Consider the following 22697-nt stretch of genomic DNA (forward strand, 5'->3'; position numbering starts at 1 on the left):
GGCGCTTCGCACGGGCCGTCGGGCGCGGAGTATAACAGAGGGCGGCGGCGCTCTGGTAAACTGGCGGGTCAACAGCCGGTCAGCAACGATCACTTACCCACTGCGACTTACCCAGGGAGGCCCCGTGCGGCCCGAGCTCATCGACATCGTCCTCGTGAACACCTCGCATCCCGGCAACATCGGAGCCGTGGCCCGGGCGATGAAGAACATGGGTCTGTCCCGCCTGACCCTGGTGGCGCCGCGACAGTTCCCCCATGACATGGCCACCTCCCGGGCCACGCACGCGGTGGACCTGCTGGAGGCGGCGCGCGTCGTCCCCGACATCGACAGCGCCATCGGTGAGGCCCAGTTCGTGGTGGGCACCAGCGCCCGCGGTCGGCGCATTCCCTGGCCCGTGCAGGATCCGCGGCGCTGCGCCGCTCGCATGGGGGCGGCCTCGGACGCCGGCCAGCGCGTGGCCGTGCTCTTCGGGCGCGAGGACCGCGGGCTCAGCAATGACGAGCTGAACCGCTGCAACCTGCACCTGCACATCCCCTCCGACGAGGCTTACACCTCCCTGAACCTCGCCATGGCGGTGCAGATCGTCTGCTACGAGCTGCGCATGCTCGCCGTGGGCGATGCGCTGCCGGCGGCCGAGACCGCCGAGTGGGATACGCCCTTCAGCACCCAGGTGAACATGGAGCGCTTCTATGCCCACCTCGAGGCGACGCTCGGCGCCATCGGTTTCCTCAACCCGGCGGCGCCGCGGCAGCTCATGCCGCGGCTGCGACGGCTCTTCGGGCGGGTGCGCCTCGACGAGATGGAGCTGAACATTCTCCGCGGTATTCTCACCGCCACCGACGAGCAGGTGGAGCGCGCCGGCGGCCCCGTTTTCGGGGAACCGCGCACCGGGAGCGAGCCGTGAAGAAACCGATCTACTTCGACTACCTGGCGACCACCCCGGTGGACCCGCGCGTGGCGGAGGCCATGGCAGAGTGCCTGACCCTGGACGGCACCTTCGGCAACCCGGCGTCCCGCTCCCACCGCTACGGCTGGGAAGCGGAGATGCGCGTCGAGAACGCCCGCCGAGACGTCGCCGAGCTGATCGGGGCGGACCCCCGGGAAATCGTCTGGACCTCCGGCGCCACCGAGTCCGATAACCTCGCCATCAAGGGGGTGCTGCGTGCCGCCGACGAGCGCGGGCACATCGTCACCTCGGCCATCGAGCACAAGGCCGTGCTCGATACCTGCCGCCACCTCGAGTCCCGCGGCGTGGCGGTCACCTACCTCGCCCCCGGCCCTGACGGGCTCATCGACCCGGCGGCGGTGGCCGCGGCGCTGCGTGACGACACGCGGCTGGTCACGATCATGCACGCCAACAACGAGATCGGCACCGTCAACGACATCGCCGCCATCGGTGCGGTCGCCAGGGAAGCGGGCGTGCCCTTCCACGTCGATGCCGCGCAGAGCGCCGGCAAGCTGCCCCTGGACGTCGGCGAACTGCCCGTGGATCTGCTGTCCCTCTCCGCGCACAAGTTCTACGGCCCGAAGGGCGCCGGCGCCCTCTACGTGCGCCGGCAGGCGCGGCTTGCGCTGGTGCCGCAGATGCACGGCGGCGGCCACGAGCGCGGAATGCGCGCCGGCACCCTGGCCACGCACCAGCTCGTGGGCATGGGCACGGCGGCGGCCCTGGCCCGGGCCGCGCTGGCGGAAGAGGCGGAGCGGCTCACGAGCCTCCGCGAGCGCCTGCGCGAGGGCCTCGAGGCCATCGGCGACGTCACCTTGAACGGCCACCCGACGGACCGCCTGCCGGGCGCCCTCAACGTGGCCATCGGCGGCGTGGAAGGGGAGACCCTGCTCCTGTCCCTCAAGGACCTGGCCCTGTCCACGGGCTCGGCCTGCACCTCTGCCAGCGTGGAACCTTCCTACGTGCTGCGCGCCCTCGGACTCCCGGACGAGCTGGCCCACAGCTCCCTGCGCTTCGGCCTCGGCCGCTTTACCACCGCCGAGGAGGTCGAGCACGCCATCGCGCAGGTCGCGGCGAGCGTCCACGCACTGCGCCCTGCGGCGGCAGTCAATCCCTGAAAGGGCCACAAGTCCGTGAAAGTAGCTCCCTGAAGGTAGCTGAAACGGACAGGCAGGCAGCGTATAATGCGCGCGCCCGGGCGGGCCCTCTGAGAGGCCGCGTCCAAGACCATTCTTTAGCTGGAGAACCCTGATGGCCGTTGAACGCACCCTTTCCATCGTCAAGCCCGATGCTGTCGGCAAGAACGTGATCGGCAAGATCTATAGCCGTTTCGAAGACGCCGGCCTGACGATCGTCGCGGCGAAAATGCTGCGCCTCTCGGAAGCGGTGGCCGGCGGCTTTTACGCCGAGCACAAGGAGCGCCCTTTCTACAAGGATCTCGTCGCCTTCATGACCTCCGGCCCGGTGGTCGTCCAGGTCCTCGAGGGTGAGGACGCCATCGCGAAGAACCGCGAGCTGATGGGCGCCACCAACCCGCAGGAGGCCGACGCCGGCACGATCCGCGCCGATTTCGCCCAGTCCATCGACGCCAACGCGGTGCACGGCTCCGACTCCCCGGCCTCGGCCGAACGCGAGATCGCCTACTTCTTCGCGGCCAGCGAAATCTGCCCGCGGGACTGACCGGGAGCGAGCGGAGATAGCCGTGACCGCCGTCATCGCCAGCAGCGCCAGCGAGCGCGACGCGCAGGCCGGGAAGGTGAACCTTCTCGGCATGCCGCGCCCGTGGCTGGAGTCCTGGTTCGAGGAGATCGGCGAGAAGAAATTCCGCGCCCAGCAGCTCCTCAAGTGGATGCACCACGAGGGTGTGACCGACTTCGATGCGATGACCAACCTGTCGAGGGCGCTGCGCGACAAGCTGGCGGCCATCGCCGAGGTGCGCCCGCCCGAGGTGGCGAGCCAGAGCGACTCCACTGACGGCACCCGCAAGTGGCTGGTGCGCGTCGACGGCGGGGCACTCGTGGAGACCGTGCTCATCCCCGACGGCGACCGGGCGACGCTCTGCGTTTCCTCGCAGGTCGGCTGCAGCCTGGACTGCAAGTTCTGCTCCACCGGCAAGCAGGGGTTCCAGCGCAACCTCTCGGCGGCGGAGATCGTCGGCCAGCTCTGGCTGGCGATTGCCTCCTACGACGCCTTCAAGGCCGGCAAGGACCGCGTGGTCACCAACGTGGTGTTCATGGGCATGGGCGAGCCGCTGCTCAACTTCGAGAACGTCGTCGCGGCCATGAACCTGATGATGGACGATTTCGGCTACGGCATCTCCAAGCGCCGGGTGACCCTGAGCACCTCCGGGGTGCTGCCGGCGCTGGACGAGCTGCACCGCTACACGGATGCGAGCCTGGCCATCTCCCTGCACGCGCCGAACGACGCGCTGCGCAGCCGCATCGTACCGATCAACAAGCGCTACCCGGTGGCCGACCTGCTCGCCAGCGCGAAGCGCTACATCGACGCGCAGACGGACCGCAAGCGCGTGGTCACCATCGAGTACACGCTGCTGGCGGGCGTGAACGACCAGCCCGAGCACGCCCGGGAGCTGGTGGAACTGCTCGCCGACTACCCGTGCAAGGTCAACCTCATTCCCTTCAACCCGTTCCCCAACAGCGGCTTCGAGCGCCCGAGCGGCAATGCCGTGTCGCGCTTCTGGAAGGTGCTGGTGGACGCGGGGCTGCGGGTCACGGTGCGCACGACCCGCGGCGACGATATCGACGCCGCCTGCGGCCAGCTGGTCGGGCAGGTCGCCGACCGCACGCGCCGCAACGAGCGCTACCGCCGTTCCGCGGCGATCGGGAACGCGCTCTGATGGCCCGCCGCGCCCTGCTGGCCCGCCGCGCCCTGCTGGCCCTGGCTCTCGGTGCCCTGCTCGCCGGCTGTATCACCGAGCGCGGGAGCGTCTACACCAATCCGCCGTCGCCGGAGGAGGCGATGCGCCAGCGGGTCGAGCTGGCGCGCTCCTACATCGGCCAGGGTAACTGGGAGGACGCCAAGCGCAATCTCAAGATCGCCGTGGAACTCGACGACCGCGAGCCGGAGATCTACGAGGCCTTCGCGCTCGTCTACCAGAGCACCGGCGAGTTCGAGCTGGCGGAGGAGAACTACCGCGAGGCCATCAGCCTGGACCGGGATTTCTCCCGGGCCCGCAACAACTACGCTGCGTTCCTGTTCGGCCAGGAGCGCTACGCCGAGGCCGAGACACAGCTCGAACGGGTGGTGCTGGACACGCTGTACGAGGCCCGGCCCCAGGCCTTCGTCAACCTCGGGCTGTGCCGCCGGGCCCTCGACAAGCCGGAGCTCGCCGAGCAGGCCTTCGCCCGGGCCCTGGCCATGGACCGGGGCAACCGTATCGCGCTCCTGGAGCTCGCGCAGCTGCGCCTCGACGCGGGGGATTACGCGGGCGCCAGTGACTACTATACTGGGTACCGGGCGGCGGTTCGCCGGCAGAGCGCGCGCGGCCTGTGGCTCGGCATCCGCCTGGCGCAGGCGACGGGTGACCGCGACGCCGAGGGCAGCTACGCCCTGGCGCTGCGAAACCTCTACCCGGACTCGCAGGAATACGCCGCCTGGCAGCGCCAGCAGACCGAGGCGGGCGCACCCTGAGGACCGGCCCCCGGGGCCGATGCAAGGGTAGATGAAGGCAGCAGCAGTCGAGGCAAAGTCATGAGCCACAGTTCCCCGATCAAGCGTCGCAAGAGCCGGCAGATCCACGTCGGCAAGGTAGCCGTCGGAGGCGATGCACCGATCAGCGTGCAGAGCATGACCAACACGGAAACCTGTGACGTCGCCGCCACGGTTGCGCAGGTACAGGCCATTGCCGACGCCGGCGCCGACATCGTCCGCGTCTCCGTACCGAGCATGGAGGCCGCCGAAGCTTTCAAGCAGATCCGCGCCCGGGTCGATGTGCCCCTCGTGGCGGACATCCACTTCGACCACCGCATCGCCCTGAAGGTCGCCGAGTACGGTGTCGACTGCCTGCGCATCAACCCCGGCAACATCGGTCGGGACGACAAGGTGCGCGAGGTGATCGCCTGTGCCCGGGACCGCGGCATCCCCATCCGCATCGGCGTCAACGCGGGCTCGCTCGGCAAGGACCTGCAGCGCAAGTACGGCGAGCCTACGGCCGAGGCGCTGGTCGAGTCGGCGATGCGCCACGTCGACATCCTCGACAAGCACGACTACCCGGACTTCAAGGTCAGCGTGAAGGCCTCGGAAGTCTTCATGGCCGTCGCCGCCTACCGGCTGCTGGCGAAGGAGATCGACCAGCCCCTGCACCTCGGCATTACCGAGGCGGGCGGCCTGCGCGGCGGCACCGTGAAGTCCGCCGTGGGCCTGGGCATGCTGCTCTACGAGGGCATCGGCGACACGATCCGCATTTCCCTGGCGGCGGACCCGGTGGAGGAAGTGAAAGTCGGCTTCGAGATCCTGAAGAGCCTCAAGCTGCGCACCAACGGCATCAACTTCATCGCCTGCCCGAGCTGCTCGCGGCAGAACTTCGACGTCATCGGCACCATGAACTCGCTCGAGCAGCGCCTCGAGGACGTGCGCACGCCGATGGACGTGGCTGTGATCGGCTGCATCGTCAACGGTCCCGGCGAGGCCCGGGAGGCGGATGTGGGTCTCACCGGCGCCACGCCGAACAATCTCATCTACGTCGGCGGCGAGCCGGACCACAAGGTCAGCAACGCCGACTTCATCGACCACCTCGAGCAGGTCATCCGCGAGCGCGCGGCGAAGATCGAGGCGGAGCGTGCCCGGCAGGAAGAGGAAGTCATCCTCAAGAGCACCGGGTGAGCGCCGCCGGCACCACGCAGGACACACCATGAACCCCATTCGCGCGATCCGCGGGATGAACGACATCCTGCCTGACGAGGCTTTGCAGTGGCGGGAGGTCGAGGAGACCGCTGCTCGTCTGCTGGCGAGCTACGGCTACGGCGAGCTGCGGCTGCCGCTGGTGGAGCAGACGGACCTGTTCAGCCGCTCCATCGGCGAGGTCACGGATATCGTCGAGAAGGAGATGTACAGCTTTGAGGACCGCCACGGCGACAGCCTGTCGCTGCGCCCGGAGGGCACTGCCGGCTGCGTGCGCGCGGCGATCCAGCAGAACCTGCTCGGCACCCCCTGCCGGCTCTGGTACGGCGGCCCCATGTTCCGCTATGAGCGGCCGCAGAAGGGGCGCCAGCGCCAGTTTCACCAGGTCGGCGCCGAGGCCTTCGGCTTCGCCGGCCCGGATATCGACGCGGAGCTGATCGCGCTGTGCGCGCGGCTCTGGCGCCTGCTCGGCATCGAAGGTGCGGTGCGCCTCGAGCTCAATTCCATCGGCTCGCCGGCAGCGCGCGGTTCCTACCGGGAAGCCCTCGTCGCCTACCTGGCGGGACACCGCGAGGCGCTCGATGCCGACAGCCAGCGCCGGCTGGAGACCAACCCGCTGCGCATCCTCGACAGCAAGGACCCGGGTACCCGGGCGGTGCTCGACGGCGCCCCCTCCCTGGCCGACCATCTCGACGACGAGTCGGCGGCGGATTTCGACCGCCTGGGGTCCCTGCTGGATGCAGCGGGCATCCCTTTCGTGCACAATCCGCGTCTCGTGCGGGGCCTCGACTACTACAACAAGACCGTTTTCGAGTGGGTCACGGAGGCGCTGGGCGCCCAGGGCACGGTCTGTGCCGGTGGCCGCTACGACGGCCTGGTGGCGCAGCTCGGCGGCAGGGCGACGCCCGGCGTCGGCTTCGCCATGGGCCTCGAGCGGCTCGTGCTGCTGCGCGCGGAGCTCGGTGTGGCCGCGCCCGCCGCCGCGCCGGACGTGTACGTGGTCGCCGTGGGCGACGCCGCGGAACGGACCGCCCTCGCCGAGAGCGAGCGGCTGCGCGATGCGCTGCCGGCAGCCCGCATCCTGCGCCACGCGGGGGGCGGCAGCTTCAAGAGCCAGATGAAGAAGGCCGACAAGAGCGGCGCCCCGGTGGCGCTGGTCTGGGGCGAGGACGAGGTCGCCGCGGGCGAGGTGGTCCTGAAGCCCCTGCGCGGCGGCGAGCAGCGCCGCCTGCCGCTGGCGGCGGTAGCCCCCGCGCTGGCCGAGATAATGACGCAAGGACACTGACGTGGAAAGTTACCGGACGGAAGAAGAACAGCTCGAGGCACTCAAGCGCTGGTGGAAGGAGAACGGCACGAGCACCCTGGTGTCGATCCTCCTCGCCGTGGCCGTCGCCTTCGGCTGGCAGGGCTGGCAGGCCCGGCAGCAGGCCCGGGCCGAGGCCGCCTCGAACCTGTTCCAGCAGTTCCTCGAGACGCTGGGCGCCGCGGAGCAGGGCGGCAGCGCCGCCGAGGCGGAGGAAATCGCGACCCGTATCGCCACCGAGTACGACGGCACCGCCTACGCGCGCTTCGCGGAGCTGCACCTCGCGCGGCTGCACGTGATCCTGGGTGATCTCGGCGCGGCGGAAGCAGCACTGCGCACCGTGCTCGCCGAGACTTCTGCAGGGGAGGACCTGCACCGCGTTGCCAGGCTGCGCCTGGGCCGGGTGCTCGCCGCCCGCGGCGATACCGAGGGCGCGCTCGAACTGCTGGCCGACGATGCCGACAACCCCTACGCGGGGGCCTACGCCATGGCCCGGGGCGACGTGCTCCTCGCCGCCGGCCGCGACAGCGAAGCCGCCGCCGCTTACCGCAAGGCCGAAACCCTCGCCGATCCGGACCGGCCGCTGCCGGGACTCACGGAGAAACTCGACTACCTGGCGCCGCAGCCGCCCACGGCGGGAGTGCAGGGATGAGCGCGACACTGCGCGCCGCCTGGCTGATCGCGCTGCTGCCGTTGTTCGCCGGCTGCAGCACCATCGGCGACTGGTTCGACTGGAGTGAGGAGGAGGACCCGCGCAAGCCCGCCGAGCTTATCGATATCGACACGCGGGTCACGGTCGACCGGCTCTGGTCCGTTTCCGTCGGTGACGGGCAGGGCAAGGGCCTCTACAAGCTGCAGCCGGTGCTCGCGGGCGACATGATCTACGCCGCCTCCGTGGACGGCCAGGTGCGTGCCGTGGAGCGCAACCGCGGCCGAACGCGCTGGAAGGAAAACGTCGAGAACGGCCTTTCCGGAGGCGTGGGCTACTACGATGGCAACCTCTACCTCGGCAGTGCCGACGGCGAGGTGCTGCGCCTCGATGCCGGCGACGGCAGCGTGCGCTGGTCCGCCCGGCTCACCGGCGAGGTGCTCGCCCCGCCGCAGGGCGACGGGCAGGTCGTGGTCGCCCAGACCTACGACGGCAAGCTCCACGGCCTGGATCACGACACCGGGGAGCGGCTCTGGAGCTACGACAGCAACGTGCCGGTGCTGACCATCCGCGGCACCAGCACGCCGATCCTGCGCGACGGCACGGTCTACGCCGGCTTCGCCAACGGCCGGGTACTGGCCTTCGACGCCCTCACCGGGGCGGTCACCTGGGAGGCCCGCGTGGCCATCGCCCAGGGACGCTCCGAGATCGAGCGCATCGTCGACGTGGACGGCACCATGGCGATCCAGGGCACCGAGCTCTACGCCGCCAGCTACCAGGGACGGGTGACCGCGCTCGATATCCGCAGCGGCCGCAAGCTCTGGCAGCGCAACCTGTCTTCTTTCTCCGGTGTGTCCCAGGGCTTCGGCAACGTTTACGTGGCGGATGACGATGGCACCATCACCGCCTACCTCCGCAACGGCCAGGGGGTGCGCTGGGAACAGCCCGCGCTCGGCTTCCGCGAGCTGTCGCGGCCGACGCCGGTCAGCTCCTACCTGGCCGTGACCGATTACCAGGGCTACCTGCACCTCCTCTCCCAGGTCGACGGCGAGTTCGTCGGCCGCACCCGCGTCGATGGTGACGGCGCGCGCGCGGACATGCTCGCCGACGGCAACGTGCTCTACGTGTACGGCAATAGCGGCAAGCTCGTGGCCTACGAGATCACCCCCAGGGACTGATGCCCCATGCTCCCGGTCATCGCCCTGGTCGGCCGCCCGAATGTGGGCAAGTCGACCCTCTTCAACCAGCTCACGCGCAGCCGTGACGCGCTGGTCGCCGACCTGCCGGGGCTGACCCGGGACCGCAAGTACGGCGAGGGGCGCAGCGACGACCACCGCTTCATCGTCATCGACACCGGCGGCATCAGCGGCGACGAGGCCGGCATCGATGTCGCCATGGCCAGCCAGTCCCTGGCGGCCATCGAGGAGGCGGACCGGGTACTCCTCCTGGTCGACGCCCGGGCGGGGCTCGCTGCCGACGACGAGCAGCTGGTGCGTGAACTGCGCCGTCGCGGCAAGCCCTTCGACCTCGTGGTGAACAAGGTCGACGGCCTCGATCCGGAGGTGGCCGCCAGCGACTTCTACCGCCTCGGCCTCGAGCACTTCTATCGCATCGCCGCCAGCCACGGGCGCGGCGTGCGGGCGCTCATCGAGGCCGTCCTCGCCGATTTCCCGCCAGGCGAAGCGCCGGCGGACAGCGAAGAGGACCGCGTGCGTGTCGCCGTCGTGGGGCGGCCGAACGTCGGCAAGAGCACGCTCGTCAACCGGCTCCTCGGCGAGGAGCGGGTCGTGGTCTACGACCAGCCGGGCACAACCCGGGACAGCGTCTTCATCGACTTCGAGCGCGACGGCGCTCCCTACACCCTGATCGATACCGCGGGCGTGCGCCGACGCAAGAACGTGCGCGAGGTCGTGGAAAAGTTCTCCATCGTCAAGACGCTGCAGGCGATCGACCAGGCCAACGTCGTGGTGCTGCTCATGGACGGCAGCGAGGGGCTCGTCGACCAGGACCTTCACCTGCTGGGGCACTGCATCGAGGCCGGACGCGCCCTGGTGCTCGCCGTGAACAAGTGGGACGGGCTCGAGCCCGAGCAGCGCGAGCGGATGAAGAGCGAGCTCGAGCGCCGGCTGCGCTTTGTCGACTATGCCGAGACCCACTTCATCTCGGCGCTGCACGGCTCCGGTGTCGGGCTGCTCTTCGCTTCGATCGACGCCGCCTACGAGGCGGCCACCCGGCCGCTGTCGACGAGCCGGCTCACGCGCATCCTGCAGGATGCGCTCGCGGACCACCCGCCGCCGGTGGTCGCCGGCCGGCGCAGCAAGCTGCGCTACGCCCATGCCGGCGGTCGCAATCCGCCGGTCATCGTCATTCACGGCAACGGTACGGACAACATCCCCGCCAGCTATCGGCGCTACCTCGAGAAGACCTTCGCCCGCGCCCTTTCCCTGAGCGGCACGCCCGTGCGCGTGGAGCTGCGCTCCGGCGAAAACCCCTATGCCGGCCGCCGCAACACGCTGTCGAAACGCCAGGTGGACCGCAAGCGCCGGCTCATGGCCCACGTGAAAAAGGACAAGAAGCGCCGGCAGCGCAAGAAAGACCGCTGAGCCATGGCACGGCCGGATCTCGACAGCCCGGAGCAGATTGCCGCCTTCGTCGACCGCTTCTACCAGCGTCTCCTCGCCGACCCGCAGCTCAGGCCCATCTTCATCGATGCCGCCGGCATTGACCTGCCGACGCACCTGCCGCGGATCCGCGCCTACTGGCGCAAGATGCTCCTCGGCGACCCGGGTTATCGCCGCCATACCATGAACATCCACCGTGTCGTGCATGGGCGCCGGCCCTTCACGCCGGCAGACTTCGAGCGCTGGCTGGCGCTGTTCACGGCGACGCTCGACGGGGGCTTTGCCGGGCCTTTCAGCGAGCGTGCCCGGCGTTTGGCGACCCGCATTGCGGCCAATATGCAGGCCGGCCTCGAAGCGCCCTGCGACGAACGGCGGGCGGTGCGCGACGAGTGACCGCAGGGGGCCTCCGCCAGCCGCAAGCGGGTGCTATAGTCCCCTATAACACCCACGCAGGAAGGATTGCGGACATGTTTTTCCCTCATCGCAACCGCCGCTTCGGCGGCGACAGCGGGCTCCTCGCCGGCGCGGCGCTCTTTGTCGCCTGCGCCCTGGCGAGTGTGCTCTGGGCCCGGGTAGCCCACGCCGGTGACCTGGAAACGCTGCGCGTGGAGAACCTGCCCATGAGCCGGGTCACCGTGCGCGGCGCGGTCGATGTGGAGATCAGCCAGGGTGAACCCGCCCAGCTGCTCATGCGCGGCCCGGCGGAGCAGCTGGCACTGCGCCCCTTCATCGCCCGGGAGAAGCTCCTGGTGCTCGGGGACAGCGAGCAGGGCCGCCGGGCCGACGTGAGCGATGTGCGCTACAAGCTCATCCTGCCGTCGATCGAAGCCCTGCACATGGCCGGCAGCGGCACCGTGTATGTCCGTCCGCTGGTCGTCGATGACCTGCAGGTGCTGCTGGAGGGCTCAGGCGACCTGCGGCTCTACGGCATCGACGCCAGTGGCCACGCGCTGCGGCTCGATCTCAATGGCTCCGGCGATCTCGAGGTCGCGGAACTCTCCGCGGGGTCGTTGAAGCTCTCCCTTGCCGGGTCCGGCGACATGAGCCTCGGCGCGGTCGAGGTGGAAGGCAGCATCGACCTGGTGCTCAAGGGGTCCGGCGACATCACTGCCCGGGAGCGCGGCAGGGCGGGCGACGTGGAGCTGGCCATCGTCGGTTCCGGCGACATCGATTTCCGGCGCATCGACACCGTGGACGCGGAGATGAACATCGTCGGCTCCGGCGATGCGCGCATCGGCGAGGTGCAGACCCTGGATGTGACGGTGCTGGGCAGCGGGGACGTTCACTACCGCGGCAAGCCAGATATCAGCACGACGATCCTCGGCTCGGGCCGGCTGCACGACAGCGACGACTGAGGGCCGACGCAGCCATGGAATGGAACGACGCCCAGCCGATCTACCGCCAGCTTCGCGACCTCGTGATGCAGCGGGTGCTGGACGGGTCGTTCCCCGAAGGCGAGTCGATTCCCTCCGTGCGCCAGGTCGCCGCCGAGTACCGGATCAACCATATCACCGTGAGCAAGGCCTACCAGGAACTGGTCGACATGGGCCTGCTGGAAAAGCGCCGCGGGCTGGGGATGTTCGTCCGCTCCGGGGCCCAGGCGGCGCTTTCCAGCGATGAGAAGCGCCGTTTCCTGGACGAGGAGGTGCCCGCCCTCGCGGCCCGGGCGCGCACCCTGGGCGTGGCCATCAACACCATCGTGGAGCGCCTGCAGGACGCGGGCGGGGAGCAGCATGTCACACATCATTGAAGCAAGAGGCCTCCGGCGGACCTTCGGCGATATCCTCGCCCTCGACGGCGTCGACCTCGCCCTGGACAGCGGCAGCGTCGTCGGGCTTATCGGCCCGAACGGTGCCGGCAAGACCACGCTCCTCCGGGCCCTGCTCGGCCTCACGGGCTGCGACGGGGAACTCCGGGTCCTCGGCAGCGACCCGCTCGCGGAGCACGCCCGGCTCATGCAGAACGTCAGCTTCATCGCCGATACCGCGGTGCTGCCGCGCTGGATGCGCGTGGAGGAGCTCCTCGACTACGTCCGCGGCGTGCACCCGAACTTCGACCGCGACCAGGCGGAACGTTTCCTGGCCACGACGGAGGTGACCCCGCGCCGCCGTGTCCGCGACCTGTCCAAGGGCATGACGGTGCAGCTGCACCTCGCCCTCGTCATGGCCATCGACGCCCGCCTGCTGGTGCTCGACGAACCGACACTGGGGCTGGACATCCTCTACCGGCGCCGCTTCTACGAGCAGTTGCTCAACGACTACTTCGACGAGGAGCGCACGATCATCATCTCGACGCACCAGGTGGAGGAGGTCGAGCACATCCTCACCCACGTGGTGTTCATCAATCACGGCCGCCTGGTGCTCACGGAAGCCACGGCGCGCCTCGAGGAACGTTTCGTGGAGCTGCACGCTGTCGGCGAGGCGGTGGCGCGCGCCGAGGCCATCCCCCACGTGGGCAAGCGCAGCATCCTGGGCGGGAAGGCGTTCATCTACGAGGATGTGGACCGCAGCCTGGTCGCGCCCCTCGGCGAGTGCCGCACCCCTGCCGTGGCAGACCTGTTCATGGCGAAGGTAGGAGGCTGAGCCGGTGACCGCGAGAACACCCCCCAACACCCTGTTCACCCTGCTGCAGCGGGAAATGCGCGAGTACCGCGCCTCGCTGCTGTGGACACCGGTGACCATCGCCGCGAGCCTGGTGGTGCTGCTCAGCGTCAGCGTCTTTCTCGCCGACCGGATCAGCGTGTTCGGCGAGGCTTTCATGCAGGTGCTGGAGCATGAGCGCAGTGACGGTTCCCTGAACATTTCCATCAGCGTGGGCGAGGATGAAGTCACCGTGTACCGGCGCGGCGAGCTGGACGAGCGACTCGGGCCGCCGCTGGATCTGCCGGTGAGCGAGCCCGAGGCGCCGCCACCCCCGGAAGCCTGGAACTTCTCCCGGGACTGGACCTTCAGCCCGCCTCGCGCGGCGGATGCGGAAGCGGCGTCGGCCCCGGTTCCGGAAGACCTGGGCGGCCTGAGCCCGTTGCTGAACGTCGTACATTACATCCTGGTGCTGGTGCTGTTCTTCACCACGGCTAACTACCTGCTGGGCACGCTGTTCGACGACCGCAAGGACCGCAGTATCCTGTTCTGGCGGTCGATGCCGGTCTCCGAGTGGCAGACCGTGCTGTCGAAGTTCGCGGTGGTGGTCGTGGTCGCGCCGGGCGTCGTCTTCATCGTCAGCTTCGTGCTGCAGGTGCTGACCCTCGCGCTGGCCGCGGTGCTCGCCTGGCGCCTGGATCTGCCCACGGAGAAGCTCTTCGAGGGCCTCGCCCTCGGCCGTCTGGCCCTGAACCAGTTCGGCGGCTGGGTGCTCACGGCCCTGTGGCTGGCACCGATCTGGGCCTGGCTGATGCTGGCCTCGGCGGCGGCGCGGCGCTCGCCGTTCCTGCTCGCCGTGACGCCGGTCGTCGCCCTCGCTATCGGTGAGGCGCTGCTCTTCGGCAGCACCTATGTGATCGGCACCGTGGTGGACCACCTGCCCAAGCTGGTGGCCGACGTCGAAGCCGACCCGGGTTCAGCGGGGCTCTACCTGTTCGGGCCGAACTGGCGCGCCGTGGACCTGCCCAGCATGGGCGCCGGCCTGGTCGCCGCCGGTCTGCTGCTGACCGGCGCGGTCTGGCTGCGCCGGCACCGCTGGGAGATCTAGCCTGCCGGGCATGCGCCCTCAGAAGTGCACGCCCTTCATGAGGGCGGCGAGGGCGACCTGCTCGTTGGAGACCCGCACCTCTTCCGGTTTCTTCTCGCCCCGGGCCGCGGCGGAGTCGCCGAACATGCGGAACACCGTGTTCATGATCACCTCGGTCACGTGGGGCATGAGGGCGTTCATCACCTGCAGCGAGATGCCGAGGCGCGTCGCGATGCGCTTCGGCTTCTTGATCACGGCCTCGGCGACCATGTCCGCCGCCTCCTCGGGCGAGATGATGGGCATGGAGTTGTAGACCTCCGTCGCGGCGATCATCGGCGTGCGCACCAGCGGCATATTGATGGTCGTGAAGCGCACGTTGCGGTCCGAGAACTCGACCGCGGCCGCCCGGGTCCAGGCGTCGAGGGCGCTCTTTGAGGCGACGTAGGCGGAGAAGCGCGGCGCCGGCATGAGGGCGCTGATGGAGGAGATGTTGATCACCTGGCCGCTGCGGCGCTCCAGCATGGATGGCGCCAGCCCCATGATCAGCCGGATCGCGCCGAAGTAGTTGAGCTGCATGGTGCGCTCGAAGTCGTGGAAGCGGTCGAAGGACAGCTCCAGGGAGCGGCGGATCGAGCGCCCCGCGTTGTTGATGAGCACGTCGATCGCGCCGTGCGCCTCGAGCACCTCCTGCACCAGCCGGTCCACGTCTTCCATCAGCGACACGTCGGCCGTGTGCATCGATGCCCGCCCGCCGGCCAGCTCGATCTCGGCAACGGTTTCCTCGAGCTTCTCCAGGGTGCGGGCCACCAGGATCACGTGTGCGCCGGCGTCCGCGAGGCGCAGCGCCGTGGCCTTGCCGATGCCCGAGGAGGCGCCGGTGATCAGCACGTTGCGGCCGCTGACGTTGCCTTCCAGCGAATGGTCCACGAACAGGTCCGGGTCCAGGTTGCGCTCCCAGTAATCCCAGATCCTCGGTGCGTAGTCGCGCAGGGACGGCACGCTGATGCCGCTGCCCTTGAGCGCGCGCTCCGCATCCCGGTTGTCGTAGCGCGTGGGGTAGTTGAGGAACAGGGTGATCGACTCGGGCAGGCCCAGGTCGTCGAGGATGGTGCGAGTCACGCGCTTGACCGGCGGCAGGTTGCTGAGCGTGTCGCGCACGGTGCGCGGCACGAAGGCAAACATGCGGCTGTCGAGGCGCATGCTGAAGTTCGGGGCATGCCCGGCCTTGGCGAAAATGTTCATCAGCTCACCGAGGGAGTAGTGCTCCGGATCCGTGAGGTGAAAGCAGCGCTCGTCGAGCCCCTCGCGGTGGGCGATGTGGTCCATGGCGTCGGCCACGTAGTCGACGGGGACGATGTTGAACTTGCCGCCCTCCAGGCCCACCAGCGGAACCCAGGGCGGCAGCGCCCGGCGCAGCTTCTGCAGCAGCTTGAAGACGTAGTAGATACCGTCGATCTTGTCGATCTCGCCGGTGGTCGAGTCGCCGACGACCATGCCGGGCCGGTAGATGCGCCAGGGGATGTCGCAATCCAGGCGCACGATACCCTCGGACTCGTGCTTGGTGGCGAAGTAGGGGTGTTCAATGGCCTCGGCCTCCTCGAACATGTCCTCGCGGAAGGTGCCGCGGTAGAGGCCCCCCGCGGCGATGGAGCTCACGTGCTCGAAACAGCCGGCCTCCAGCGCGCTTGCCAGCTGCACCGCGTTGCGGGTGCCCTCGATGTTGGTGGCCACCTGCGAGGCGGCGTCGGCGGAGAGGTCGTAGATCGCCGCGAGGTGGAAGAAGTGGTCGATGCGCCCGCGGAGCTGAGCGATGAGGTCCTTGTCTACGCCGAGCATGGGCTCGCGCAGGTCGCCGGTTACCGGTACCAGCCGGTCAGCCTGGTCGCCGGCGGCCTCGCGCAGCGCGTCGAAGCGCGCGCGGGAACCTTCCCGGGTTAGAATGTAGAGCGTTCCCTCGCGGCGGAGGAGCCGCTGGACGAGGTGCGTGCCGATGAAGCCGGTACCACCGGTGATGAAGTACGCCATGAGCTTGTCCTTATTCGTTGGCGAGCGTGGAGTTTGCTGACTTTCGAGCAGTCTAGCGGGTCGACGGCGGACCACAAGGCGCCGCGGCAGTCATTTTCCAAATGAATAGCAAAAATCAAAAACATCTATTTCATTTATGAGGGGCCAGTCCCTAGACTGCGTCCATCGAGCCGGCCGACCGGCCACCGATCTTCCATCACAACCAGTCGAGGGTTTCCCATGGCGACTCACCAGGAAAAGACAGCTGACTTTGCCGCTCTCTGCAAGGAGCAGGGGGGCACCTGGCGCAACATCAACCCGGAGTTCGCGGCGCGCATGGCGCTGCAGAACCGCTTCCGCACGGGCCTGGACATCGCGCGTTACACTGCGGGCATCATGCGCCGCGACATGGCCGAGTACGACGCCGACACCAGCCAGTACACGCAGTCCCTGGGCTGCTGGCACGGCTTCATCGGCCAGCAGAAGCTGATCGCCATCAAGAAGCACCACGGCAGCACGAGCAAGCGCTACCTGTACCTCTCCGGCTGGATGATTGCCGCCCTGCGCAGCGAGTTCGGCCCGCTGCCGGACCAGTCCATGCACGAGAAGACTTCCGTGCCCGCCCTGATCGAGGAGCTTTACACCTTCCTCAAGCAGGCGGACGCCCGCGAACTCAACCATCTCTTCCGCGCGCTCGACGAGGCCCGCAACGCCGGTGACCAGGTCGCCGAGCAGCGCGCCCTGGACGCGATCAACAACTTCGAGACGCACGTCGTGCCGATCATCGCCGACATCGACGCCGGTTTCGGCAACGAGGAGGCAACCTACCTGCTGGCCAAGAAGATGATCGAGGCCGGCGCCTGCGCCATCCAGATCGAGAACCAGGTGTCCGACGCCAAGCAGTGCGGCCACCAGGACGGCAAGGTCACGGTTCCCCACGAGGACTTCCTCGCCAAGATCAATGCCGTGCGCTACGCGTTCCTCGAGCTCGGCGTCGATGACGGCGTGATCGTCGCCCGCACCGACTCCCTGGGCGCCGGCCTGACGCAGAAGATCCCGGTATCCCGCGAGCCCGGCGACCTCGCCTCGCAGTACAACGCCTTCCTCGAGACCGAGGAAGTGAGCAGTGCTGACGACGTGAACGAGGGCGACGTGGTCATCAAGCAGGACGGCAGGCTGGTGCGTCCGGTGCGCCTGCCCAACGGCCTGTACCGCTTCAAGCCCGGTACCGGGGAAGCGCGGGTCGTCCTCGACTGCGTGACCAGCCTGCAGAACGGCGCGGACCTGCTCTGGATCGAGACCGAGAAGCCGCACGTCGGCCAGATCGGCGCCATGGTGAACGAGATTCGCCAGCACGTGCCCGATGCCAAGCTCGTCTACAACAACTCGCCGTCCTTCAACTGGACCCTGAACTTCCGCCAGCAGGTCTTCGACGCCTGGCAGGAAGAGGGCCGCGACCTGGCTGCCTATGACCGCGACAAGCTCATGAGCGCCGAGTACGACGACTCCGAGCTGGCGGCACAGGCCGACGAGTGGGTGAAGAACTTCCAGGCCGATGCCTCGCGGGAAGCGGGTATCTTCCACCACCTGATCACCCTGCCGACCTACCACACGGCGGCCCTGTCCACGGACAACCTCGCCCAGGGCTACTTCGGCGAGGAGGGCATGCTGGCCTACGTCCAGGGGGTGCAGCGCAAGGAGATCCGCCAGGGCATCGCGTGCGTCAAGCACCAGGACATGGCCGGCTCCAACATCGGCGACGACCACAAGGAGTACTTCTCCGGCGAGGGCGCGCTCAAGGCCGGTGGCAAGGACAACACCATGAACCAGTTCGGCTGAGGAATACCGCGCGCCGCCCGGCGCGCAGTGTCCCCCGAGGGCGGCTCCGTGCCGCCCTTTTTTTTGGTATACACTGGGCAACTCCCGGTCGAGCCCTGCGCCCATGACGCCGCTGCAGCTCCTCATCGTCCTGCTGCCCACCGTGGGAACGCTGGCCATGCTGTTCGCCGCGGCCTTTGCCTTCAGCGGGCCGCGCGTTCCCGGGCGGCGCACCTTCGGGGTCTTCGCCCTGCTGGTCGGCACCTGGAGCGGCTTCGCCACCCTCGAGCACCTCGCCCCGGGCTTCGAACTGAAGCAGCTGTTCGGCCGCGCCCTCTATCTTGGCTGCGCGACCTGCCCGGTAGCCTGGCTGGTCTTCGCCGCGCGCTACACGGGCTATGACCGCTGGCTCGGGCGCGCGCAGCTCGCTGCCCTGCTGGCGCTGCCCCTGCTGACCATCGCGCTGGCGGCCACGAACCCGCAGCATGGCTGGCTCTGGGCGAAGGTCTGGCTGGAGAGCGGTCCGGTGCCGAACCTTGGCATCGAGCACGGCTGGTGGTTCACCTGGGTACACGTGCCCTACAGCTACCTGCTCTTCGGCCTCGGGCTGGTGCTCCTGGTCAGCCGTTTCTTCAGCGACCTGGCGGCCTACCGCGCCCAGATCATCGGTGTGGTCGCCAGCGCGCTGTGCGTGATGTTCTTCAACGTTGCCTATACCCAGGGCGGTTTTACCCTCTACGGCCTCGAGCCGTCACCGCTCCTGCTCCCGGTGTTCACCGCCGGCATCGGCTGGTCCCTGTTCCGCGGCCTCCTCGGGTCCTCACCGCTGTCCTACCGGGAGATCTTCATGGCCGCGGGGGAGGGGGTGGTGATGCTCGACCGCGAGGACCGCATTATCGATATCAATCCGGCGGCGGAGGCGCTTTCCGCGCTGGCCCGGCCGCTCGAGCAGGGCCTTGCAGCGGCCTTCCCCTTCCTGCCCGTTTCGGAGCTCGAGGTCGGCGGCAGGCCCCTGGACGTGCGCGTGGAAGGGCTGGTGCTGAGCGTGCACCGGGTGCCACTGCGCGGGCCCGGCGACGGCCCCGCGGGTTCCGCCGTACTGCTGCGGGACGTGACCGCCGAGTGGCGTGAGCGCGACAACCTCGAATCCCTCGCCAGCCGCGACGGCCTGACCCAGGTGCTCAACCGCCGCGCCTTCCTGGAGCTGGTGTACGAGCGGCTGGACGGGCGGGAGGGCGAGTGGCCACTGGCGCTCCTGTTCCTCGACCTCGACGCTTTCAAGGCGGTCAACGACCGCCACGGCCACGCGGCGGGCGACGAGGTCCTGCGCGAAACCGCGCGCCGGGTGCAGGCGGTGCTGCGCCCCGGCGACGTGGTGGGGCGCATCGGCGGCGACGAGTTCGCGGTGCTGCTGGATCGCGCCGACGGCGCGGTGGCGCAGCGCCTCGCCGGACGCCTGGAGGGCGTGATGGTCGAACCCTACCGCGGGCCGGACTGGCAGCTCGTCGTGGGGGCGAGTATCGGCTGGGCGGTCTACCCGGCGGATGGCAAGGATGCCGCCGCGCTCCTCGATGCCGCCGACGGTCGCATGTATGCGGTGAAGCGGGAGCGGCGGCAGGGCCGGGAAGCGACGACGCCCGCCTAGCTGGCCAGCGGCGCCTAGAAAGCCCAGTTCAGCTGCAGCGACGGGCCGTAAAGTTCCGCATCGAAGCGTTGCTCCCGGCCGCCGCCGGGCTTGCGGCTGATGTCCACGGCAGTGGCCTGGTAGCCGAGGGAGACGCTGCTGCTTTCGCCGAGGCGGCAGCGCAGCCTGGCATGTGCATAGGCGAAGCTGCCGTCGTAGTCATCCACGTTTGCACTCAGCCAGCCCACCGTCAGGTCCGCACCGAAACGATCGTTGAAGGAATAGCTGCCGCGGGCGCGGAAGTTGGGCACCGGCGCCAGCAGCTCGTCGGACGCGGTGGCGAAGGTCGTCGTTTCGTTGCCGGCGGTCACCAGGCCCTCGAAGGTCGCGCCGAGTTTCAGCGTGTGGATGCCGCCCCCGACCTGCAGTTCCGCCCGCGGCGACTGGTGGACGGCGTAGAGCACGTCGAGGGCGTAGGTATCGATTTGCAGCGTGCTGTCCACAAGCGCGCCGGCGGTGAATTCAACGCCGTCGTAGTTGAAATCCTTCGTCGCGCCCACGCGGCCCGAGTCCTGGTACTGGTAGGCGAAGGCGTTCAGCTGCCAGCGCTCCCGGAAGCGCCAGCTGTACTCGGCGAACCAGGAGTCGTGATCGCCGTCGACGTTCAGATCCTCGAGTTTGATTTCCGAGGGCGGCAGCTGCGCCACGCTGGCCAGCACCCGGGACTCCGCAGACTGCCGCGTGGCACCGATCATGAACTCGTGGGTACCGCGGGGATAGGGGCTTTCCGCAGCGGCGGTTGCGGCGGACGCGAACAGGGCCGCGCCCGTGACCAGCTTGATAACCGTGTTGTGCATGGCTTTTTCCGTCGCCTTCAGGTGCGAACGCTCATTATTGTGCGCGGATTAAAGCACCCCTCCCGGTGTCCGTCTATCCGGAACTTGCCAGCATCGGCTGGCGGACAGTGCGCTTTCTGCAATACTGTAGCGGCGGGCGCTGTTGCCCGCTCACTCCGGAGATTATCGATCATGAATGCTGCCAAGCTGTCCCTCGCTGTAGTCGTTACCGCGCTTGTTGCCCTGCCGGCCGCCGCCCAGGACATGAAAAAAATGATGGACGCGGTCGATGAGAAGAAGGCCATGGAGTCCGTCGATACGGACAAGATGAAGGACGCCGTGAGTACCGACGGCGTGGATTACGAGAAGGCCGCCGAGGCTGTCGATGTCGACAAGGCGAAAGAGTCTGTGGACATGGACAAGATGAAGGACGCGATGACCTCCAAGGGCGACTGAGGTCGTATCAAGCGCCGAAAGGAGCGTCGATGGACGGTGGCGGGGCGGTGAACCACTGCGCCCCCGTCGCCGTCACGTGGAAGTGATCCTCCAGCCGCACCCCGAATTCTCCCGGCACGCAGATCATCGGCTCGTTGCTGAAGCACATGCCGGGGTCCAGCGGCGTCCCGTTGCCGGGGACGAGATAGGGTGACTCGTGGATGTCGAGGCCGATGCCGTGCCCGGTGCGGTGCGGAAGGCCCGGCAGCCGGTAGCCGGGGCCCAGGCCGGCTTCCTCGATGACCGCCCGTGCGGCGGCATCCACCGCGCCACAGGGTGCGCCGGGGCGGGCCGCGTCGAAGGCTGCCTGCTGTGCCGCCTGCTCGAGGTTCCAGATTTCCCTCTGCCGCGCCGAGGGTTCGCCGAAGACGTAGCTGCGGGTGATGTCCGACAGGTAGCCGTGCACCTCGCAGCCCGTGTCGATGAGCACCATGTCACCCTCCTCGAGCACCTTGGGCCGGGCGACGCCGTGCGGAAAGGCGCTGTCGGGCCCGAACAATACGATGCAGAAGGTCGAGCCGCCGGTGCCCGCGGTTCGATGGGCCGCGTGAATGAAGGCCTCGACTTCCGCCGTCGTGATGCCCGGTGTCAGCATGCGGGCGGTGTGCCGGTGCACGTCCAGGGTAATGTCCTTGGCGCGCTGCATGAGCGCGAGCTCAGCGGCACTCTTGCGCTCGCGGCAGCCGGCCACCACCGGTGCGCCGTTGCTGAGCTCGAGGGACGGCGGCAGGGCGCCGCGCACCCCATCGACCAGGAAGAATGGCGCCGCGGGGTCCATGGCGAGCCGGCCCTCGCGCACGCCGCCAGCCTCGAGCACCGTGGCCAGCAACTGGTAGGGACACTCGTGTTCTTCCCAGCCGTGAATCTCCCCCTCGAGTACCAGGTAGCCCGCCAGCGTGCCGCGTTCGAACGCTGGGGCGAGATAGTGGAGCTCGCCGCCCGCCGTTAGCAGGGCGCCGACGAGCCGCTCGCTCGGTGACCAGCGCGTGCCGGTGAAGTAGCGCAGGCTGCTGCCCGCGTTGAGATAGAGGGCCGCGTGGCCCTGCTCGCGGAGCAGAGTGGCTGCCTTCTCGAGCCGGGAGCGGTATTCGGCCTCAGCGATGGGCTCGGCCCCGGCGGTACGGTCGCCGCCTGCCCGCAGCGCCTCGAGTTCCGTTGCCGCGTCGCTGCCGCCCACACCTGCTGTCATGGTTTTCTCCCGGGTTGCCAAAAGGTATCGAAGAATTCGCGAAGGGGCCGATCATAGCATCCGCGGCCGGTTCCCCGCCCTCGCGCACGCACTTATACTGGCGGTTCCAGGGAGGAATCGACATGCGCTGGGATGAAATCGACCGCCAGGTCTGCTCCGTCGCGCGGGCGCTGTCCGTGGTGGGGGAGCGCTGGACTCTGCTGATCCTGCGCGATGCCTTTTTCGGCACGCGCCGCTTCGATCAGTTCCAGGCCAGCCTCGGCATCACGCGACACCGGCTCTCGGAGCGGCTGGGCAAGCTCGTGGACCACGGCGTGCTGCGGCGCGTCCGCTACAGCGAGCGGCCGCCGCGCTACGAGTACCGGCTGACGCGCAAGGGGCTCGCGCTTTACCCCGTCCTGATGACCCTCGGCAACTGGGGCGATGACTGGATGGACCGGGGTGAGGGCGCACCGGTGGTGTACGTGCACAACGCCTGCGGCAAGCAGACCCGGCCGCTGCTCACCTGCAGCGAGTGCGGGGAGCCCCTGCGGCCCGAGGGCGTCCTCCCGGAAGTCGGGCCCGCCCTCGCGCTGCACGTCCCCGAGGCACAGGAGGGAGACCGGGAACTGCCGGCTTTCCCGCTGCTGTCGAGGGAGCCGGCGGTCGACTAGACTTCGTGTTCACGAAAGCGTAAGGGGAGGGGT

General features: G+C 68.7%; 22 protein-coding genes. 19 read left to right on the forward strand and 3 right to left on the reverse strand.

The window, feature by feature from the left end:
• Positions 1-124 precede the first annotated feature (124 nt).
• From RKE50_RS04685 to RKE50_RS04755, 15 genes are all read left to right on the forward strand, one after another.
• Positions 125-904: an RNA methyltransferase gene (locus RKE50_RS04685; RefSeq protein ID WP_350034795.1), complete on the forward strand. Its 780-nt coding sequence runs from the start codon at positions 125-127 to the stop codon at positions 902-904.
• Positions 901-2064: an IscS subfamily cysteine desulfurase gene (locus RKE50_RS04690; RefSeq protein ID WP_350034796.1), complete on the forward strand. Its 1164-nt coding sequence runs from the start codon at positions 901-903 to the stop codon at positions 2062-2064. Before RKE50_RS04685 ends, RKE50_RS04690 begins: the two co-directional genes overlap by 4 nt.
• Before the next feature lie 133 nt (positions 2065-2197).
• Positions 2198-2626: a nucleoside-diphosphate kinase gene (gene ndk / locus RKE50_RS04695; protein WP_350034797.1), complete on the forward strand. Its 429-nt coding sequence runs from the start codon at positions 2198-2200 to the stop codon at positions 2624-2626.
• Between the two features lie 22 nt (positions 2627-2648).
• Complete coding sequence (rlmN, locus tag RKE50_RS04700) at positions 2649-3803, forward strand: dual-specificity RNA methyltransferase RlmN (RefSeq protein ID WP_350034798.1); 1155 nt, start codon at positions 2649-2651, stop codon at positions 3801-3803.
• Positions 3803-4597 carry a type IV pilus biogenesis/stability protein PilW gene (gene pilW / locus RKE50_RS04705; RefSeq protein WP_350034799.1) on the forward strand — a complete coding sequence of 265 codons (795 nt, stop codon included), beginning with the start codon at positions 3803-3805 and terminating at the stop codon, positions 4595-4597. Before rlmN ends, pilW begins: the two co-directional genes overlap by 1 nt.
• A gap of 60 nt (positions 4598-4657) precedes the next feature.
• A complete protein-coding gene (gene ispG, locus RKE50_RS04710; protein ID WP_350034800.1) occupies positions 4658-5788 on the forward strand; it encodes a flavodoxin-dependent (E)-4-hydroxy-3-methylbut-2-enyl-diphosphate synthase in 1131 nt (376 codons plus the stop codon).
• Positions 5789-5816: 28 nt separating this feature from the next.
• Positions 5817-7091 carry a histidine--tRNA ligase gene (gene hisS, locus RKE50_RS04715; RefSeq protein WP_350034801.1) on the forward strand — a complete coding sequence of 425 codons (1275 nt, stop codon included), beginning with the start codon at positions 5817-5819 and terminating at the stop codon, positions 7089-7091.
• A gap of 1 nt (position 7092) precedes the next feature.
• Positions 7093-7761 carry a YfgM family protein gene (locus tag RKE50_RS04720; RefSeq protein WP_350034802.1) on the forward strand — a complete coding sequence of 223 codons (669 nt, stop codon included), beginning with the start codon at positions 7093-7095 and terminating at the stop codon, positions 7759-7761.
• Complete coding sequence (bamB, locus tag RKE50_RS04725) at positions 7758-8936, forward strand: outer membrane protein assembly factor BamB (RefSeq protein WP_350034803.1); 1179 nt, start codon at positions 7758-7760, stop codon at positions 8934-8936. The genes RKE50_RS04720 and bamB overlap by 4 nt, the downstream gene beginning before the upstream one ends.
• A gap of 6 nt (positions 8937-8942) precedes the next feature.
• Positions 8943-10361 (forward strand): ribosome biogenesis GTPase Der, encoded by a 1419-nt coding sequence (gene der / locus RKE50_RS04730; protein ID WP_350034804.1) that lies wholly within the window; start codon positions 8943-8945, stop codon positions 10359-10361.
• Between the two features lie 3 nt (positions 10362-10364).
• On the forward strand, positions 10365-10772 hold the full coding sequence (locus RKE50_RS04735) for a group III truncated hemoglobin (protein ID WP_350034805.1): 408 nt from the start codon (positions 10365-10367) through the stop codon (positions 10770-10772).
• A 74-nt stretch (positions 10773-10846) separates the two neighbouring features.
• Positions 10847-11734, forward strand: coding sequence for a GIN domain-containing protein (locus RKE50_RS04740; protein WP_350034807.1), 888 nt, complete (start codon positions 10847-10849; stop codon positions 11732-11734).
• 14 nt (positions 11735-11748) lie between these two features.
• Positions 11749-12129: a GntR family transcriptional regulator gene (locus tag RKE50_RS04745; RefSeq protein WP_350034808.1), complete on the forward strand. Its 381-nt coding sequence runs from the start codon at positions 11749-11751 to the stop codon at positions 12127-12129.
• Positions 12113-12961 carry an ABC transporter ATP-binding protein gene (locus tag RKE50_RS04750; protein WP_350034809.1) on the forward strand — a complete coding sequence of 283 codons (849 nt, stop codon included), beginning with the start codon at positions 12113-12115 and terminating at the stop codon, positions 12959-12961. The genes RKE50_RS04745 and RKE50_RS04750 overlap by 17 nt, the downstream gene beginning before the upstream one ends.
• Positions 12962-12965: 4 nt before the next feature.
• Positions 12966-14066 carry a hypothetical protein gene (locus RKE50_RS04755; RefSeq protein WP_350034810.1) on the forward strand — a complete coding sequence of 367 codons (1101 nt, stop codon included), beginning with the start codon at positions 12966-12968 and terminating at the stop codon, positions 14064-14066.
• 18 nt (positions 14067-14084) lie between these two features.
• On the opposite strand, the gene RKE50_RS04760 is transcribed toward RKE50_RS04755, so the two are convergent.
• On the reverse strand, positions 14085-16070 hold the full coding sequence (locus RKE50_RS04760) for an SDR family oxidoreductase (RefSeq protein ID WP_350034811.1): 1986 nt from the start codon (positions 16068-16070) through the stop codon (positions 14085-14087).
• 219 nt (positions 16071-16289) lie between these two features.
• On the opposite strand from RKE50_RS04760, the gene RKE50_RS04765 reads away from it, so the two are divergent.
• On the forward strand, positions 16290-17888 hold the full coding sequence (locus RKE50_RS04765) for an isocitrate lyase (protein WP_350034812.1): 1599 nt from the start codon (positions 16290-16292) through the stop codon (positions 17886-17888).
• 103 nt (positions 17889-17991) lie between these two features.
• Positions 17992-19512, forward strand: a complete 1521-nt coding sequence (locus tag RKE50_RS04770) for a histidine kinase N-terminal 7TM domain-containing diguanylate cyclase (RefSeq protein WP_350034813.1) — start codon at positions 17992-17994, stop codon at positions 19510-19512.
• Positions 19513-19526: 14 nt separating this feature from the next.
• Here RKE50_RS04770 and RKE50_RS04775 read toward each other — a convergent pair whose 3' ends face one another.
• Positions 19527-20348 carry a hypothetical protein gene (locus RKE50_RS04775; RefSeq protein ID WP_350034815.1) on the reverse strand — a complete coding sequence of 274 codons (822 nt, stop codon included), beginning with the start codon at positions 20346-20348 and terminating at the stop codon, positions 19527-19529.
• Positions 20349-20519: 171 nt separating this feature from the next.
• Here RKE50_RS04775 and RKE50_RS04780 point away from each other — a divergent pair, with 171 nt between their 5' ends.
• A complete protein-coding gene (locus RKE50_RS04780) occupies positions 20520-20783 on the forward strand; it encodes a hypothetical protein (protein WP_350034816.1) in 264 nt (87 codons plus the stop codon).
• A gap of 7 nt (positions 20784-20790) precedes the next feature.
• On the opposite strand, the gene RKE50_RS04785 is transcribed toward RKE50_RS04780, so the two are convergent.
• Positions 20791-22011, reverse strand: a complete 1221-nt coding sequence (locus RKE50_RS04785) for a M24 family metallopeptidase (RefSeq protein ID WP_350034817.1) — start codon at positions 22009-22011, stop codon at positions 20791-20793.
• A gap of 122 nt (positions 22012-22133) precedes the next feature.
• Here RKE50_RS04785 and RKE50_RS04790 point away from each other — a divergent pair, with 122 nt between their 5' ends.
• Positions 22134-22664, forward strand: coding sequence for a winged helix-turn-helix transcriptional regulator (locus tag RKE50_RS04790; RefSeq protein WP_350034819.1), 531 nt, complete (start codon positions 22134-22136; stop codon positions 22662-22664).
• Positions 22665-22697 lie beyond the last annotated feature (33 nt).

This window comes from Pseudohaliea sp., from assembly GCF_040217025.1.
In the GTDB taxonomy this organism is placed as follows: Bacteria; Pseudomonadota; Gammaproteobacteria; order Pseudomonadales; family Halieaceae; genus Pseudohaliea.